This window comes from Neotabrizicola sp. VNH66, from assembly GCF_049445895.1.
In the GTDB taxonomy this organism is placed as follows: Bacteria; Pseudomonadota; Alphaproteobacteria; order Rhodobacterales; family Rhodobacteraceae; genus Pseudogemmobacter.
In genome coordinates this window covers 98,274-113,608 of sequence record NZ_JBMSDW010000005.1, presented here as the reverse complement: position 1 = coordinate 113,608, position 15,335 = coordinate 98,274, and the positions used below count along the sequence as shown (strand labels likewise).

Here is a 15,335-nt window from a genome sequence, read left to right as displayed (position 1 = left end):
TTGACGGGCCGTGCATCCTTGCACAAAGTCACACGGAACGAATTCAACCGGCTTTCGCCGGATAATTCCGCGCCGCCTGCGGGCGGGCGCGGGACAGGGGATGAAGAATGAAGCTTTCGATCGAACGCGGCACGCTTCTCAAGGCGCTGGCGCAGGCCCAGTCGGTGGTGGAACGGCGGAACACGATTCCGATTCTGGCCAATGTGCTGATCGAGGCCGACGGCGCGCAGGTCAGCTTCCGCGCCACCGATCTGGACATCGAGGTGGTGGACCGCGCCGCGGCCATGGTGGAACGCGCGGGCGCGACCACCGTCTCGGCGGTGATGCTGCATGAAATCGTGCGCAAACTGCCCGATGGCGCGCTGGTCAGCCTGACCGAAGATGCCGCCTCGGGCCGGCTGACCATTCAGGCCGGGCGGTCGACCTTCAGCCTTGCGACCCTGCCCAAGGAAGATTTCCCGGTCATGGCCTCGTCCGAATATGCGACGAATTTCTCGGCCAAGGCCTCGGACCTGCGGCGGTTGTTCGACAAGGCGAAATTCGCGATTTCGACCGAAGAGACGCGCTATTACCTGAACGGCGTCTATATGCATGTCTCGCAATCCGAAGACGGACCGGTGTTGCGCTGCGTGGCGACCGACGGTCACCGTCTGGCCCGGATCGACGCGCCGCTGCCGGTGCATGCCGACGGGATGCCGGGCGTGATCGTGCCGCGGAAGACCGTGGGAGAGCTGCGCAAGCTTCTGGACGAGGATGACGCCCAGATCGCGGTTTCGGTCAGCGAAACCAAGGTCCGCTTTGCCACACCTGCGATCACCCTGACCTCAAAGGTCATCGACGGCACGTTCCCGGATTACACCCGGGTGATTCCCATGGGGAATTCGCGCCGGCTGGAGGTGGACGCCAGCGAGTTTGCCAAGGCGGTGGACCGGGTGGCGACGGTGTCGTCGGAACGGTCGCGCGCGGTGAAGCTCTCGCTGGATGAGGACCGGCTGGTCCTGTCGGTGAATGCACCGGACAGCGGCGCCGCCGAGGAAGAGCTGGCCGTGGCCTATGGGGATGAGCGGCTGGAGATCGGCTTCAACGCGAAATACCTGCTGGAAATCGCCAGCCAGGTGGACCGGGAAAATGCGGTCTTCCTGTTCAACTCCTCGGGCGATCCCACGCTGATGCGCGAAGGCAATGACATGAGCGCGGTCTATGTCGTGATGCCAATGCGCGTGTGACCGGCGTCGGCGGGGGTTTCACACCCCCGCACCCCCGTGGGATATTTATGAACAGATGAATGGAGCGGGGATGACGGGGCTTGCGGTGACATCGCTGGCCCTGTCGCATTTCCGCAGCCATCGGGCGGCGCGGCTGGTCTTCGACGGGCGGCCGGTGGCGCTTTCGGGGCCGAACGGCGCGGGCAAGACCAATGTGCTGGAGGCGGTGTCGCTGCTGTCGCCGGGCCGCGGGTTGCGGCGGGCGGCAGCGGAAGAGATTGCCCGGCGGCCCGAGGCGATCGGCTGGAAGGTGACGGCCGCGGTGGCAGGTCTCTCCGGCCCGCATGAGGTGGAGACATGGGCCGAGGGGACAGCCGCGCGACAGGTGCGGCTGGACGGCAAAGCCGCGACGCAGGTGACTCTGGGGCGGGTGCTGCGTGTCTTGTGGCTGGTGCCCGCGATGGACCGGCTGTGGATCGAACCGGCCGAGGGGCGGCGGCGGTTTCTGGACCGGATCGCCTTGTCCTTCTTTCCCGACCATGCGCAGGCCGCGCTGGATTATGAAAAAGCCATGCGGGAGCGGAACCGCCTCCTGAAGGATCAGGTGGCCGATCCCCATTGGTATGGCGCGCTGGAGGCTCGGATGGCCGAGGCGGGGGCGGTTCTGTCGGCCAACCGCCGCGCGGCACTGGACCGGCTGGCCGCGGCGCAGGGGGCCGACAGCGCCTTTCCGCGGGCCACGCTGGAACTTTTGCATCCCGAGGGAGAGCCCGGGGATCTGGCGCAGGCCCTGGCCGAAGGGCGGCGGCGCGACATGGCGGCAGGGCGCAGCCTGCTGGGCCCGCACCGCACCGATCTGGCCGCCGTCTATGCGGCCAAGGGGGTGCCGGCCGCGCAGGCCTCGACCGGAGAGCAGAAGGCGCTGCTGATCAGCCTGATTCTGGCCAATGCGCGGGCACTGGCGGCCGATCTGGGCCGGGCGCCGGTGCTTTTGCTGGACGAGGTGGCGGCGCATCTGGACCCCGGGCGCCGTGCCGCGCTGTATGACGAGATCTGCGCGCTTGGGGCACAGGCGCTGATGACCGGCACCGAAGCCGGGCTGTTTGACAGCCTTGGCGAAAGGGGGCAGAGCTTTCATGTCGCCGAAGAGGGCGGCCTGTCGAGGATTTCGGGATGACACCGCAGCGGGTGACGCTTTTGACGCTGGGCGTGGCCGATCTGGCCGCATCACGTGCGTTTTATGCAAGGCTGGGCTGGCAGGAGCATGCCGACAGCCAGCCGGGCGTGGCCTTCTTCCAGATGCATGGTGCGGTTCTGGCGCTGTTCGGGGCGGCCGATCTGGCCGCGGATCAGGGGCGCCCGGGAACCACGCTTGGCACCGGGGCCATCACGCTGGCGCAGAACTTCCCGACCGAGGCTGAGGTGGATGCCGCCTATGCCGCCGCGCTGGCCGCGGGGGGCACCGCGCTGAAGGCACCCGAGAAGGTGTTCTGGGGCGGCTATTCCGGCTATTGGGCCGATCCGGACGGCCATGTCTGGGAAGTGGCGCTGAACCCGTTCTGGCCCTTGGCCGCCGATGGCAGTCTGACCCTGCCCGGCGCGGTGGAGACCCTGGCCGAGGCCGATCTGGACGCCGGAACCGAGGCGCAGGTGGCCGCGGTCATCACCCGCAGCTTCGACGGGTTCGACGGGCGCAGCTTTTATATGACGCGGCCGTCGTGGCGGCATCTGATCCGGGCCGAAGGGCGCGTGGTCGCCCATATGGCCGTGCATCTGCGTGCCATGCGTCTGGGCGGGCGGCTGATCACCGTGGCGGGGATCGCCGATGTGGCCACCGACCCGGACCATCGCGGCCGCGGTCATGCGGCCGCCCTGCTGCAGGTCGCGATTGCCCGCGCCCGGGCGGCGCGGGCCGATCATGTGCTGCTGTTCGGGACCGCCGGGCTTTATGCCGCGGCCGGGTTCCGGCCCATTGCCAATCCGATGGTCTGGATCGCCATGAAGGGGGCGGTGACCAACGCCGTCCGCAGGGCTGCGGCCGAATATCTGATGGTGCTGCCACTGACCGATGCGCCATGGGACGAGACGGCAGAGCTTGACCTTCTGGGGCCGCTGTTCTGACAGGATAATTCTGAAATGACCGTTACCTTCTGGCAGCTTCTGGTCTATGCGGGCGGCATGGCTGCGCTTTGGGCGGTGCCCGGCCCGGTCTGGGTGGCGTTGGTCGCCCGCGCGCTGTCGGGCGGTTTTGCCGCCGCATGGCCCTTGGCCGTGGGCGTCGCTTTGGGCGATCTGGTCTGGCCTCTGGCCGCCATCCTTGGCCTCAGCTGGATCGAGAGTGTCTACGGCGACTTCCTGTCGGTCCTTCGCTGGGTTGCCGCAGGGGTGTTCCTGTTCATGGGGGTCATGCTGATCCGAAAACCTGCGGCCAGCCTGACCGCCGACAGCCGCCTGACCCGGCCCGGCATGTGGGCGGGCTTTACCGTGGGTCTGGCGGCGGTCATCGGCAACCCGAAGGCGATCCTGTTCTACATGGGCGCGCTGCCCGGCTTTTTCACGCTGGAGCGGCTGCATGCCGGCGATATCGCCGCCATTCTGGCCATCTCGGCCTTTGTGCCGATGCTGGGAAATCTGGGGCTGGCGCTTTCGCTGGACCGGGCGCGGCGGCTTTTGTCCAGCCCGGCGGCGATGCGGCGGATGAACCTTGTCTCCGGCGGGCTTCTGATCCTGGTCGCGGGGCTGATCCCCTTCCTCTGACCACAAAATATGGGGCCCTGCGCGTGACATTGCCGGGGCGAACCGCTATAACCTGCGGGCACTCTGAAGGGTTAAGAACGCATGGCCGAAGCCGCCCGCAAGCCCGCCGAATACGGCGCCGATTCCATCAAGGTTCTCAAAGGGTTGGAGGCGGTCCGCAAACGCCCCGGCATGTATATCGGCGACACCGACGATGGCAGCGGCCTGCACCATATGGTGTATGAGGTCGTCGACAACGGCATCGACGAGGCGCTGGCCGGTCACGCGACCGAGGTGGTGGTGATGATCCACGCCGATGACAGTGTTTCCGTGCGCGACAACGGCCGCGGCATCCCGGTGGACATTCACCCCGAAGAGGGCGTTTCCGCGGCAGAGGTCATCATGACCCAGCTGCATGCGGGCGGGAAATTCAACAACACCGACGACAGCGGCAATGCCTACAAGGTCTCGGGCGGGCTGCACGGCGTGGGCGTTTCGGTGGTGAACGCGCTGTCGGAATGGCTGGAACTGACGGTCTGGCGCAACGACACCGAATACAAGGCCCGGTTCGAGGATGGCGATTGCACCGTCCATGTCTACCCGGTCGGTCCCGCGCCGGGCCGCAAGGGCACCGAGGTGCGGTTTCTGGCATCGGCCAAGACCAACCGCCCGGATGGCACCTTTTCGAACCTCGACTACAGCTTCAAGGTGCTGGAAACCCGGCTGCGGGAACTGGCCTTTCTGAACTCGGGCGTGCGGATCATCCTTGAAGACGCCCGCCATGCCGAGCCGCAGCGGGTAGAGATGTTCTATGACGGCGGCGTGCGCGAATTCGTCAAATACCTCGACCGGTCGAAATCCGCGGTGATGCCCGAACCGATCTATATGGTCGGCGAACGCAACGGCATCGGCGTCGAAGTGGCGATGTGGTGGAACGACAGCTACCACGAAAACGTGCTGCCCTTCACGAACAACATCCCGCAACGCGATGGCGGCACCCACCTTGCGGGCCTGCGCGGCGCGCTGACCCGGACGATCACCAGCTACGCCCAGACCTCGGGCATCGCGAAGCGCGAGAAGATCGACTTCACCGGTGACGACGCGCGCGAGGGGCTGACCTGCGTTCTGTCCGTCAAGGTGCCGGACCCGAAATTCTCCAGCCAGACCAAGGACAAGCTGGTCTCCTCGGAGGTGCGCCCCGCGGTCGAGAACCTTGTGAACGAAAAGCTGGCCGAATGGTTCGAGGAGAACCCCGCCGCCGCCAAGCAGATCGTCGGCAAGATCATCGAGGCGGCGCTGGCCCGTGAAGCCGCCCGCAAGGCGCGCGAGCTGACCCGGCGCAAGACGGCCATGGATGTGAACTTCCTGGCCGGCAAATTGAAGGATTGCACCGAAAAGGACCCGTCCAAGTCCGAACTGTTTCTGGTCGAGGGTGACTCGGCCGGCGGTTCGGCCCAGACCGGGCGCGACCGGAAAAATCAGGCGATCCTGCCCCTGCGCGGCAAGATCCTGAACGTGGAACGCGCGCGGTTCGACAAGATGCTGGGCAGCCAGGAGATCGGCAATCTGGTCATGGCGCTTGGCACCGGGATCGGGCGCGACGAATTCGACATCGGCAAGCTGCGCTACCACAAGGTCGTCATCATGACGGATGCCGACGTGGACGGCGCGCATATCCGCACGCTGCTTCTGACCTTCTTCTACCGCCAGATGCCTGCGCTGATCGAGGGGGGCTTCCTCTACATCGCGCAGCCGCCGCTGTATAAGGTCAGCCGCGGCAAGTCCGAGGTTTACCTCAAGGACCAGTCGGCGCTGGATGATTACCTGATCGAACAGGGGATCGACGGCGCGGTGCTGCGCCTGCCCTCGGGCGAGGAAATCGCCGGGGCAGATCTGGCCCGCGTGATCGACGGCGCGCGACAGTTCCGCCGGGTGCTGGACCTGTTCCCGACGCATTACCCGCGGCCTATTCTGGAACAGGCCGCCTTGGCGGGCGCGTTCGAGCCGGGCCGGGTCGATGCCGATCTGCAGGCGGTGGCCGATACCGTCGCCCGCCGTCTGGACCTTGTGGCCGTGGAATATGAACGCGGCTGGCAGGGGCGCATCACGCAGGACCACGGCATCCGCCTCTCGCGCATCCTGCGCGGGGTCGAGGAGTTGCGGACGCTGGACGGTGCCGTCCTTCGCTCGGGCGAGGCACGGCGTCTGGCGGGTGTGGCCGGTCAGCACCGCGATGTCTATCGCGCCTCCGCCCGACTGGTGCGCAAGGACCGTGATCAGCCGATCCACGGACCGATGGACCTTTTGAAGGCCGTGCTGGCCGAAGGCGAAAAGGGCCTGTCGCTGCAACGCTACAAGGGTCTGGGCGAGATGAACCCCGAACAGCTGTGGGAAACCACGCTGGACCCGAATGCGCGCACCTTCCTGCAGGTCAAGGTGGACGATCTGGCCGAGGCCGATGACATCTTCACCAAGCTGATGGGCGACCTGGTAGAACCCCGACGCGAATTCATCCAGCAGAACGCGCTGAACGTCGAAAATCTGGATATCTGATCCTGGGTGGCGGGGCCGGAAAGCGGCCCCCTTTCCCCTGATTGCCAAGCACCGGCCCTTGCGGCCCGCAAGCCGAGGACCCTCTGCCATGACTGCCAACAAGCGCATCGTCCTGTCCAGCGACCACGCCGCCATCGCGCTGCGTCAGGCCGTGGCCGCCCATGTCACAGCCCTTGGCTGGGAGGCGGTCGACATCGGCCCGACCTCACCGGAAAGCGTCCCCTATCCGCATCAGGGCGAGGCGGCGGCAAAGCGTGTCGCATCCGGCGACTGTGCGCTTGGCATCGTTCTCTGCGGCACCGGTCAGGGCATCATGATGGCCGCGAACAAGGTGCGGGGCATCCGCTGCGGCGTCTGCAGCGACACGTTTTCAGCCCGGATGATCCGCCAGCACAATGATGCCAACATGCTGTCCATGGGCGCCCGAGTGATCGGCGAGGGGCTGGCGCTGGACATTGTGACAGCCTTCCTGACCGCCACCTTCGAAGGCGGCCGCCATGCCACCCGCGTCGAGATGATCGGGGCGATGGAGGGTTAAGCCCCGCTTGTTCAGGTTTCCTCGGCCGCCAGAATTTCTGCAAGCCCCTCACGCCAGGTCGGGTAAAGCAGGGTTACGCCCAGTTCGGTCTTGATCCGGTCGTTCCGGACCCGGCGGCTTTCTTCATAGAAGCTGCGGGCCATCGGCGGCAAAGCGGCATCCTCGAACCTTATCGCGGGGGGATGCGGCAGGCCCAGCAGATCGGCCGCATGTTCCAGCACGACTTCGGGTGCCGTCGGCTCGTCATCGCAGACATTGTAGATCGCGCCGGGATTCGGGCGGTGGATCGACGCCTCCAGCACCTGCGCGATATCCTCGACATGGATGCGGCTGAACACCTGCCCGTCTTTCAGGATGCGCCGGGCGGTGCCGTCCTTCACCTTCTGGAACGGGCCGCGGCCGGGACCGTAAATCCCTGCCAGCCGGAAGACATGCACCGGCAGACCGCTGCTCAGCCATTGCTGCTCGGCCTCCACCCGGTCACCCGACCGGCCGCGGGCCGGGGCGGGGGGCGTCGTCTCATCCACCCAAGCCCCCTGCCGGTCGCCATAAACCCCCGTGGTGGACAGATAGCCCACCCATTCCACCTGTGCCTGCGCAATCTTCGGCACGGCGGTCAGGAACGGGTCCTTCCCCGCCACCGGCCCGGCCGAGCACAGGATATGCGTCGCGCGATCCAGCACGGGGCCAAGGTCGCCCGGCCAGACCAGAGGCTCCACCCCCGCGGCCTGCAGCGCAGCGGCCCGGGCAGGATTGCGGGTGGTGCCGATCACCGTCCAGCCCTGCGGGATCAAGCGCCGGGCCAGCGCCGCCGCGCAGTAGCCATGTCCAAGCGAAAGCAGTGTTTTCATGCGCCGGACTATCGCCCCCCTGCCCCGCCGCTGCAAGCTGTTACCAAGGCTTCGCTTGCGGGGGCCGGTGCCTTCGGGCTTATATGGGGCGATCACCCACCCCAATCCTTATTGGGACCGATCATGCAGGACGCCTTGCCGAACCATATTCTTCCCGGACATCCCGAGCCCGAAGCCTTTACCTCTGCCGAAGCCGCCGTGGACCGGCTGGATCAGCTTTACACCGAAGCGGTGTCCCATCTGACCGCGGCCTTCAACACCGCCCTGCGCGACGGCCGCCCGCAGGCACGGGTCCGGGCCTATTACCCGGAAATCCGCCTGACGGTCAGCAGCTTCGGCAAGATCGACAGCCGGCTGTCCTTCGGCCATGTGGCGCAGCCCGGCAGCTATTCGACCACGGTGACCCGGCCGGATCTGTTCCGCAACTATCTGGTTCAGCAACTGGGCCTGCTGCTGGAAAACCACGGTGTGCCGATCATGGTCGGTCCGTCCTCCACGCCGATGCCGGTGCATTTCGCGGTGGCCGGCAATCCCGCCATCTCGATCCCGCAAGAGGGGGCGCTGGATTTCCCGCTGCGCGACGTGTTCGACGTGCCGGATCTGGCCACCACCAACGATGACATCGTGAATGGCACGCTGGCCCATTTCGCCGACGGGTCGATGCCGCTGGCCCCCTTTACCGCGCAGCGGGTGGATTATTCGCTGGCCCGGCTGTCGCATTACACCGCGACCGATGCCAGCCATTTCCAGAACCACGTCCTGTTCACCAACTATCAGTTCTATGTCGATGAGTTCGAAGCCTATGCCCGCGCGGCACTGGGCGATCCGGCCTCGGGCTATACCGCCTTTGTCGCCACCGGAAACCAGACGATCACCACGGCGGACGGGCTGATCCAGCCCAGCCCGAAAATGCCGCAGATGCCGACCTATCACCTGAAGCGCGCTGACGGACAGGGCATCACACTGGTGAACATCGGCGTCGGCCCGTCGAATGCGAAGACGGCAACCGACCATATCGCCGTCCTGCGTCCGCATGCCTGGCTGATGGTGGGGCATTGCGCGGGGCTGCGGAACACGCAGGCGCTTGGCGATTTCGTCCTCGCCCATGCCTATCTGCGCGAAGACCATGTGCTGGACGATGACCTGCCGGTCTGGGTGCCGATCCCGGCGCTGGCGGAAATCCAGATCGCGCTGGAAGATGCGGTCGAGGCTGTGACCCAGCTGGAAGGCTATGAGCTGAAGCGGATCATGCGCACCGGTACCGTCGCCACCATTGACAACAGGAACTGGGAGTTGCGTGACCAGTCCGGCCCGGTGCGCCGCCTGTCACAATCCCGCGCCGTGGCGCTGGATATGGAATCGGCAACCATCGCGGCCAACGGATTCCGCTTTCGGGTGCCTTATGGCACGCTCCTCTGCGTCAGTGACAAGCCGCTGCATGGCGAGCTGAAGCTGCCCGGTATGGCGTCCGATTTCTACAAGACTCAGGTCAGCCGCCATCTGCAGATCGGCATTCGCGCGATGGAGCTTCTGCGCGAAATGCCCGTGGCCCGAATCCACAGCCGCAAGCTGCGCAGCTTTGAGGAGACGGCTTTCCTCTAGGTCAGCCATTCTGACCTGCATTCGCAGGCGATTTCCGACCCAATTCCGGCGTTCCGTCTCTTCCGGGGCTTGATTTCGCGGCGGAAACACGGTGTCTGTCCCGCAGCCTCGCCCGCCGGGAGTTGAGGAGAGCGGGTCAGGAACCACATCAGACAAGAACAGGAGACATCAATGTCCAAACCGATCACCAAGACCCAGCTGGTTGCTGCCGTTGCAGAAGCCATGGGCGCCGACAAGAAGACCGCCACCGCCGCGCTGGACGCGATCGCTTCGGTCGTCGCCAAGGAAGTCGCCTCGGGCGGCGCCGTCACGCTGCCGGGTCTGGGCAAGGTTGCCTGCAAGGCCCGCCCCGAGCGTCAGGTCCGCAACCCCGCCACCGGCGAAACCATGACCAAACCGGCCGACAAGCAGGTGAAATTCGCCATCGCCAAGTCGCTGAAAGACGTGGTGAACGCCTGATTTCAGGCTTTCTGTGGACTTGATCGGTTTGGGCCGCCCCCTTGGGACGGCCCTTTTTCTTTGCGCTTACGCCGCGGGAGAGACTGCCTTGTCCTGATCCCGCACCTGCGCGCTGGCCTTGCGCGCCACGCAGCGCGCCACCCAGTCTTCAAAGACCGGATCGGCGGGCGTGATATTGCCGAACCAGGCATAGGGCGAATGGACCAGCAGATCGGCGGCCGAATAGCGGTCCCCCATCAGCCAAGGCCCATGGTCCAGCGCCGCGCGGATGCGGGCATTGGCCTCGTCCACGCCACGGAAGGTGGCGGTCAGGATCGGATGCGACAGGCCCGCGGCCTGAAAGATCAGCACCGGCTCCAGCACGCCCTGATACCAGTGCATCCAGGTGGCAAAGCGACCCCATTCCGGCGTGCCCGGCAGGGGCGCCAGCCCCGCCTCGGGGAACAGCGCGCAAAGGTGCATGATGATCGCCCCGCGTTCTGTGATCAGTTGGCCGTCATGCAGCAGCGCGGGCACCTTGCGTTCGGGATGCGGGTTCGACGGATCGGGTGCGCCGGTGCCGTCCACCCGCGGGATCGTGACGATCCGGGTCTCGATCCGGTCCTCGGCCCCCAGTTCCCGGATCAATTCGGCAATGGCATTGGACCGGCTGTTCGGCGCGTGGAAAAACGTCAGCATCTTGGCCTCCTTCTGGCTTGCTATGCCTTGGGTATAGGCGCACCCTCCTGCCAGAAAATGACAGGAAGAACATGGCCCGCGCTGACCGTCTGTTCCGCTTGCTGCAGGCCCTGCGCAGCCTGCCCCGCCCCGTGACGGCTGAGCGGCTGGCCGAGGAGACAGGCGTGTCGCTGCGCACCGTCTATCGTGACATCGACGGGCTGCGGGCCGGTGGCGCGCTGATCGACGGGGCGGCGGGCTATGGCTATACCCTGACCGAAGACCCCGCCTTGCCGCCGCAGATGTTGACCCGGCTGGAGGTCGAGGCTCTGGCCCTTGGCCTGGCAGAGATCCGGCTGGCGGGCGATCCGGCGCTGGCCCGGGCCGCGGATTCGGCCCTGTCCAAGATTATCGCCACCCTGCCCGACCGGATGCAGGCGCAGGCGCTGCACAATGCGCATCAGATTTACCGCTATGAAAAGCGCCCGCCGGTGCCCGCCCATATGCCCCTGATCCGGCAGGCGATCTGGGAGGAGCGGGCGCTGGACCTGTCCTATACCGACCAGTCCGGCGGCCAGACCCGGCGGCGCATCCGGCCTTTGTCAGTGGTGTTTCTGGACCGCAGCCTGATGTGTCTGGCCTTCTGCACCCTGCGACAGGATTTCCGCCGTTTCCATCTGGTGCAGATGTCCGAGGTGGCGCTGACGGACGAATCCTTTCGCCCGCACCGCGCCGCCCTTCTGCGGCAGATGATCGAGATCATGCGGAAACGGACGCGGCCCGCTTAGGCGCGGCTTCAGATTCGGCGGATCGTGTCGCCCGGCTGCAAGGTCGGCTGCAGTTCGATCACCTCGCCCCCGATCACGCCGGAGGGGCGCTTGCCCGCGATGATCTCGGCCGCGCAGCGCCCGATCTCCAGCCGGCAGGCGTCCATCGTGGCCAGACGGCGCGGCAGCCCATCCAGAAGTTCCACCCCGTTGAACCCGGCAAGACCGATGCGCCCCGGCACATCCAGCCCCTGCTCAAGGCACCAGAGCAACCCGCCCGCCCCGATCATATCATTGGAGTAATACAGGAAATCCACATCCGGGGTACGACGCAGCACGGCCTCGGTCATCTCGCGCCCCTTGGCCAGCGCCGACCCGCCTGAGTAATATTCGCGGTCGGCGATGGTCAGCCCGGCCTGGGCCAGCGCCTCCTCGAACCCTTCCAGCCGCTTCCGCGCGCGGTGGTCGTTCGTGGGCATGTGGGTGCCCAGAAAGGCGATGCGCCGGTAACCGGCCGCCACAATTGCCTGTGCCATCTTACGCCCGGCCCGGCGGTGCGAAATGCCGACGGCGCTGTCGACCGGCGTGCCGTCGATGTCCATGATCTCGACAATCGGGATACCGGCCTGCTGCAGCATGGCATGCGAGGCTTCGGAATGTTCCAGCCCGGCCAAGATCATGCCCGAAGGCCGCCAGGACAGCATTTCGTAGATCACCTGCTCTTCACGGTCGGGCTGATAATTCGACACGCCGACCACGGGTTGCAGCCCGGTATCCTCCAGCACCTCGGAGATGCCGGTCATCACCTCGGGGAAGACCATGTTCGACAGCGACGGGATGATCACGCCCACAAGGTTGACCCGCTGGCTGGCCAGCGCGCCCGCAATCTTGTTCGGAACATAGCCAAGGCGCCGCGCCGCCTCCAGCACCCGTTCGCGGGTGGAATCGGACACATCGCCGCGGTTCCGCAGCACGCGGCTGACGGTCATCTCGCTGACGCCCGATGCTTCGGAGACATCACGCAGCGTCAGGGTCCGGCGGGGATCGGGATGTGTCGGTTTCGTCACGGTGGGCCTGCAGGATGTTTCCCTGATTGTTAGCGGCAAAGGTCCGGCTTGTCCAAGCCGCAATCGCAGGCTATGTTACCGCTAACGGTCCTGATCGCAAGGTCACAGGCCGACAGCGTCCTGCAAGCGGTCCGCCGCGGCGCGAGGGAACCGGGGGGAGTGGTGGGCCAAAAAGCGCTCCCCCCGCTACCGCCCGAAAACCCGGATTTTCAGCCCCGCCGCGCAGTTCCGGTTGCCTTGGACCAGAGCATTGTGCATTGAAAGGCAACGGCCCCGTAGCTCAACGGATAGAGCGTTCCCCTCCTAAGGGAAAGGTTGCAGGTTCAAGTCCTGCCGGGGTCGCCAATAAAATCAATGTATTAAAATGCGGCAAAAGGTGATCTCCTTGGTTCATCGAACCTTGGACACCGCTTGCAGCTTCACATTAGCACACAGCCGCCCGGGTGCGCGACCAGATCGGCATGGGGAATCATCCACACCCCGCATCCATCAGCCCGATCAGCCGCGCGCCGGTCACGACCGCGCGGTCATCGGCCCCCAGATCGTTGGCCCGCCCTAATAGACAGGCCAACATCCAGGCGATCACGTCGCCCCGCCCTTGGCCTTGGCCACGCGCGACCAGACGATGGTGCCGACATAGACCACCAGACCGGCCAGCAGGTCGGCCAGCGTGTTGACGGTCTGGGCCTCAGCCCCGGCGGCGAGGATGCCGCGGGCAACCAGCGCACCAGCGAGGGGGTAGAGCAGATAGCGGATCATCAGGGCGATTTGTCCGGTCATGGTTGGTCTCTCCTTTGGTCAGGTTACGTTGAGGTTGGTCCAGTCCGCATCGATCACGCGGAATCCGGGGCAGAGCTTGGCGGCCACCTCGTTGTGGCCGGATAGGCGGGTGATGGGCGTCAGCGCGGCGATGCGGGCGATCTGCGAGCGGGCGGCGGCCAGCGTCTCGGGGGTGTAGTAGTCCTCGGGCAGGCCCATCCGCTCGATCGTCACCACCGGCACCATGCAGATGTGGATCCAGCCGCGATTGTGATCGACCGCGCCCGCGCCGATTTCGGTCAGCGGGCGGCCCTCCAGCACCTCGCCATCGGGGAAAGCGACCCGGTGATATCCGATGTCGCGCCAACCCCGGCCGCCTTGCGCCTCGGGCGTGGTGTGCCAGCTGCGGATCTCCTCCAGCATCTGCGCATTGGTCTTGCCGCGCCACCAGGTGGTGGAGGTGGCCGAGGTGTGCAGCATGACGGACTGCACCAGATAGCGCGCGGCGCCCTGATAGAGCCGCGGGCCGCCAGCGGTGACCGGCAACGCAACAGCGGTATCCGCCGGCGGCGGCCCCACCTCGACCTGAGAGGCGGCAGGTGCGCCGCCCGCGGTGATCAGCCGGTGCAGCGCCGCCCGGGTCTGCGCGCCATAGACGCCATCGACCCGGCCCGGCCGATGGCCCAGATCGGCCAGCCCGGATTGCAGCTGTGTGACCGCCCAGACCGTCTGGGCAGCCGGCCCGCCACGATAGAGACGCTGCGCCGCGGTGGCGGTGCGCAGACCCCACCAGCCATCAATGACGCCGGGATCATGCCCGAGCGAGCGCAGCCCCAGCTGCACCGCGCGGATTGCGGGATGGATCGACATGGCAGGCTCCATGAAAAAGCCCGCCATGATGGCGGGCGGGGGTTGAGACGGGGTGTGGGATGCGCGCGGTCAGGGCTTGGTGCTGAGCTTTTCCAGCTGAGCCTCGATACGGCTGATCCCCGACTGGATGGCGCGCAGATCGCTGGACTGCGCGGCCTGTGCGATTTCCACCGCCCTGATCCGGGCCTCGTGCCCCGCCATCTGCTGATCACGGGTCGCGGCGCTGCCCGCAATGGCCGCTTCGATCAGCGCCACCTTTTCCGTCAGCTGCGTCTGGCGGTTGACCACCGTATTCCAGGCGGTCACTGCCCCGATCAGGACCACAGCAATGGTGACGATATTGCCCAAGCTGATTTTGGGGTCGAATTCGAGTTTGGGCATTGCGTCTCCTGCGCATGAAAAAGCCCGCGCGCGGCGGGGTGTGGGTCGTGGTCTGGGGCGAGCTGGCAGATCTGCGGCCGTTAGACCGCGACGGCTCAGCCGTAGTGCTGGGCGAGCCCCTCGAACAGACGAGTACGATAGCCTGCCATGCTGTCGCGGCCGAGGTCAGTGGCGAGAATTCCGGTCAGACCGAGATCAGCGTTGATGCCCCGGAAAAACCGCCACTGGCCCCGTAACATGCCGCGCGTCAACGGCTCTTTTGCCGCAGCGCTATAGGCCTCCCGCACCCCATCGACAAAGATCGCCAGCCCGTTCTGTACCGAGAACGTGAAAAGCAATGCCGCCTCCCGGCCCATAAAGCCGCTGGCGGGCGTGTATGCGAGCCGGCGGTTTGCATCGACGGCGCTGCCGCGAGACCAGATGACCGCAGCCGTGCCGGTAGGGGTGAACCCCATTCGCGGCCCGGTCTCTCCGGCGCTCACCGTATAGTCCGGAGCTGCTGCGATCAGCTCCTGCGTGTCCGCGCTCACAGCGGACAGCCGGATGTATGCAAATACACTCCATTCTTCCGCGGTCAGATCGACGTCAGGCATCAGGCTGCGGCGCGAGGCCTCAGCGAGCTGGATGGACGGCTGACCATTCGCGAACACCCCTCCCCCTGCGAATGGCGCATCGGGATAGGCCGGGGCCGCCGCCGGGGTCGTATTGCGCGGCATTTTCATGGTGCCATCCACCCGGTTCAGCACCGCGCCATCGGCCGCAATCTGCCCGGGGTCCATCAGAAACGCAAATCCGGGGATCGGACCGAGGGCGCGGTCAATCACAGACAGATCAATGGGCGGGCGCGCTGTTCCAGTCCGCAGGCCACTGAGACGCAGATATTGCCGCAT

Annotated in this window: 16 protein-coding genes, 1 tRNA gene and 1 pseudogene; 11 read left to right on the top strand and 7 right to left on the bottom strand. The window is 66.1% G+C overall.

Annotated features, from left to right (window positions below; all coding sequences use genetic code 11):
* Positions 1-107 precede the first annotated feature (107 nt).
* From dnaN to rpiB, 7 genes and pseudogenes are all read left to right on the top strand, one after another.
* The gene (gene dnaN / locus ACO2Q5_RS09190) at positions 108-1,226 is read left to right on the top strand and encodes a DNA polymerase III subunit beta (protein WP_423290170.1); all 1,119 of its coding nucleotides are present in this window, start codon (positions 108-110) and stop codon (positions 1,224-1,226) included.
* A 70-nt stretch (positions 1,227-1,296) separates the two neighbouring features.
* The gene (gene recF / locus ACO2Q5_RS09185) at positions 1,297-2,382 is read left to right on the top strand and encodes a DNA replication/repair protein RecF (RefSeq protein ID WP_423290168.1); all 1,086 of its coding nucleotides are present in this window, start codon (positions 1,297-1,299) and stop codon (positions 2,380-2,382) included.
* A pseudogene (locus tag ACO2Q5_RS09180) lies at positions 2,379-2,801 on the top strand (VOC family protein); the annotation flags it as partial. The gene recF and the pseudogene ACO2Q5_RS09180, both read left to right, overlap by 4 nt.
* 6 nt (positions 2,802-2,807) lie before the next feature.
* Positions 2,808-3,326 carry a GNAT family N-acetyltransferase gene (locus tag ACO2Q5_RS09175; protein ID WP_423290547.1) on the top strand — a complete coding sequence of 173 codons (519 nt, stop codon included), beginning with the start codon at positions 2,808-2,810 and terminating at the stop codon, positions 3,324-3,326.
* Positions 3,327-3,341: 15 nt separating this feature from the next.
* Entirely contained in the window at positions 3,342-3,962 is a 621-nt protein-coding gene (locus ACO2Q5_RS09170; RefSeq protein ID WP_423290166.1) for a LysE family translocator, read from the top strand.
* Between the two features lie 81 nt (positions 3,963-4,043).
* Positions 4,044-6,494: a DNA topoisomerase (ATP-hydrolyzing) subunit B gene (gene gyrB / locus ACO2Q5_RS09165; protein WP_423290164.1), complete on the top strand. Its 2,451-nt coding sequence runs from the start codon at positions 4,044-4,046 to the stop codon at positions 6,492-6,494.
* An 88-nt stretch (positions 6,495-6,582) separates the two neighbouring features.
* Entirely contained in the window at positions 6,583-7,032 is a 450-nt protein-coding gene (rpiB, locus tag ACO2Q5_RS09160; RefSeq protein ID WP_423290162.1) for a ribose 5-phosphate isomerase B, read from the top strand.
* An 11-nt stretch (positions 7,033-7,043) separates the two neighbouring features.
* Here rpiB and ACO2Q5_RS09155 read toward each other — a convergent pair whose 3' ends face one another.
* Positions 7,044-7,883 carry an SDR family oxidoreductase gene (locus ACO2Q5_RS09155; RefSeq protein ID WP_423290160.1) on the bottom strand — a complete coding sequence of 280 codons (840 nt, stop codon included), beginning with the start codon at positions 7,881-7,883 and terminating at the stop codon, positions 7,044-7,046.
* A 123-nt stretch (positions 7,884-8,006) separates the two neighbouring features.
* Between ACO2Q5_RS09155 and ACO2Q5_RS09150 the strand changes: the two genes are divergently transcribed.
* On the top strand, positions 8,007-9,485 hold the full coding sequence (locus ACO2Q5_RS09150) for an AMP nucleosidase (RefSeq protein ID WP_423290158.1): 1,479 nt from the start codon (positions 8,007-8,009) through the stop codon (positions 9,483-9,485).
* A gap of 171 nt (positions 9,486-9,656) precedes the next feature.
* Complete coding sequence (locus ACO2Q5_RS09145; protein ID WP_423290156.1) at positions 9,657-9,944, top strand: HU family DNA-binding protein; 288 nt, start codon at positions 9,657-9,659, stop codon at positions 9,942-9,944.
* Positions 9,945-10,010: 66 nt separating this feature from the next.
* On the opposite strand, the gene ACO2Q5_RS09140 is transcribed toward ACO2Q5_RS09145, so the two are convergent.
* Positions 10,011-10,622, bottom strand: coding sequence for a glutathione S-transferase family protein (locus ACO2Q5_RS09140; protein WP_423290154.1), 612 nt, complete (start codon positions 10,620-10,622; stop codon positions 10,011-10,013).
* Between the two features lie 71 nt (positions 10,623-10,693).
* Between ACO2Q5_RS09140 and ACO2Q5_RS09135 the strand changes: the two genes are divergently transcribed.
* Positions 10,694-11,389, top strand: coding sequence for a helix-turn-helix transcriptional regulator (locus tag ACO2Q5_RS09135; RefSeq protein ID WP_423290152.1), 696 nt, complete (start codon positions 10,694-10,696; stop codon positions 11,387-11,389).
* A gap of 8 nt (positions 11,390-11,397) precedes the next feature.
* On the opposite strand, the gene ACO2Q5_RS09130 is transcribed toward ACO2Q5_RS09135, so the two are convergent.
* Positions 11,398-12,435, bottom strand: coding sequence for a LacI family DNA-binding transcriptional regulator (locus ACO2Q5_RS09130; RefSeq protein WP_423290150.1), 1,038 nt, complete (start codon positions 12,433-12,435; stop codon positions 11,398-11,400).
* Between the two features lie 269 nt (positions 12,436-12,704).
* Here ACO2Q5_RS09130 and ACO2Q5_RS09125 point away from each other — a divergent pair.
* Positions 12,705-12,780: transfer RNA gene (locus ACO2Q5_RS09125), tRNA-Arg, on the top strand.
* Between the two features lie 237 nt (positions 12,781-13,017).
* Here the strand turns inward: ACO2Q5_RS09125 and ACO2Q5_RS09120 are convergent.
* From ACO2Q5_RS09120 to ACO2Q5_RS09105, 4 genes are all read right to left on the bottom strand, one after another.
* Positions 13,018-13,215 (bottom strand): hypothetical protein, encoded by a 198-nt coding sequence (locus ACO2Q5_RS09120; protein ID WP_423290148.1) that lies wholly within the window; start codon positions 13,213-13,215, stop codon positions 13,018-13,020.
* Between the two features lie 18 nt (positions 13,216-13,233).
* Positions 13,234-14,064: a peptidoglycan-binding protein gene (locus ACO2Q5_RS09115; protein WP_423290146.1), complete on the bottom strand. Its 831-nt coding sequence runs from the start codon at positions 14,062-14,064 to the stop codon at positions 13,234-13,236.
* A gap of 69 nt (positions 14,065-14,133) precedes the next feature.
* Positions 14,134-14,445: a hypothetical protein gene (locus ACO2Q5_RS09110; protein WP_423290144.1), complete on the bottom strand. Its 312-nt coding sequence runs from the start codon at positions 14,443-14,445 to the stop codon at positions 14,134-14,136.
* Positions 14,446-14,540: 95 nt separating this feature from the next.
* Positions 14,541-15,335 carry a hypothetical protein gene (locus ACO2Q5_RS09105; RefSeq protein WP_423290142.1) on the bottom strand — a complete coding sequence of 265 codons (795 nt, stop codon included), beginning with the start codon at positions 15,333-15,335 and terminating at the stop codon, positions 14,541-14,543.

What these genes read in the sequence shown, in the direction of transcription:
- dnaN (WP_423290170.1), top strand. Translation starts at nt 108, where the DNA reads ATGAAGCTTTCGATCGAACGCGGCACGCTTCTCAAGGCGCTGGCGCAG.
- recF (WP_423290168.1), top strand. Translation starts at nt 1,297, where the DNA reads ATGACGGGGCTTGCGGTGACATCGCTGGCCCTGTCGCATTTCCGCAGC.
- ACO2Q5_RS09170 (WP_423290166.1), top strand. Translation starts at nt 3,342, where the DNA reads ATGACCGTTACCTTCTGGCAGCTTCTGGTCTATGCGGGCGGCATGGCT.
- gyrB (WP_423290164.1), top strand. Translation starts at nt 4,044, where the DNA reads ATGGCCGAAGCCGCCCGCAAGCCCGCCGAATACGGCGCCGATTCCATC.
- rpiB (WP_423290162.1), top strand. Translation starts at nt 6,583, where the DNA reads ATGACTGCCAACAAGCGCATCGTCCTGTCCAGCGACCACGCCGCCATC.
- ACO2Q5_RS09155 (WP_423290160.1), bottom strand. Translation starts at nt 7,883, where the DNA reads ATGAAAACACTGCTTTCGCTTGGACATGGCTACTGCGCGGCGGCGCTG.
- ACO2Q5_RS09150 (WP_423290158.1), top strand. Translation starts at nt 8,007, where the DNA reads ATGCAGGACGCCTTGCCGAACCATATTCTTCCCGGACATCCCGAGCCC.
- ACO2Q5_RS09145 (WP_423290156.1), top strand. Translation starts at nt 9,657, where the DNA reads ATGTCCAAACCGATCACCAAGACCCAGCTGGTTGCTGCCGTTGCAGAA.
- ACO2Q5_RS09140 (WP_423290154.1), bottom strand. Translation starts at nt 10,622, where the DNA reads ATGCTGACGTTTTTCCACGCGCCGAACAGCCGGTCCAATGCCATTGCC.
- ACO2Q5_RS09135 (WP_423290152.1), top strand. Translation starts at nt 10,694, where the DNA reads ATGGCCCGCGCTGACCGTCTGTTCCGCTTGCTGCAGGCCCTGCGCAGC.
- ACO2Q5_RS09120 (WP_423290148.1), bottom strand. Translation starts at nt 13,215, where the DNA reads ATGACCGGACAAATCGCCCTGATGATCCGCTATCTGCTCTACCCCCTC.
- ACO2Q5_RS09115 (WP_423290146.1), bottom strand. Translation starts at nt 14,064, where the DNA reads ATGTCGATCCATCCCGCAATCCGCGCGGTGCAGCTGGGGCTGCGCTCG.
- ACO2Q5_RS09110 (WP_423290144.1), bottom strand. Translation starts at nt 14,445, where the DNA reads ATGCCCAAACTCGAATTCGACCCCAAAATCAGCTTGGGCAATATCGTC.
- ACO2Q5_RS09105 (WP_423290142.1), bottom strand. Translation starts at nt 15,335, where the DNA reads ATGCGGCAATATCTGCGTCTCAGTGGCCTGCGGACTGGAACAGCGCGC.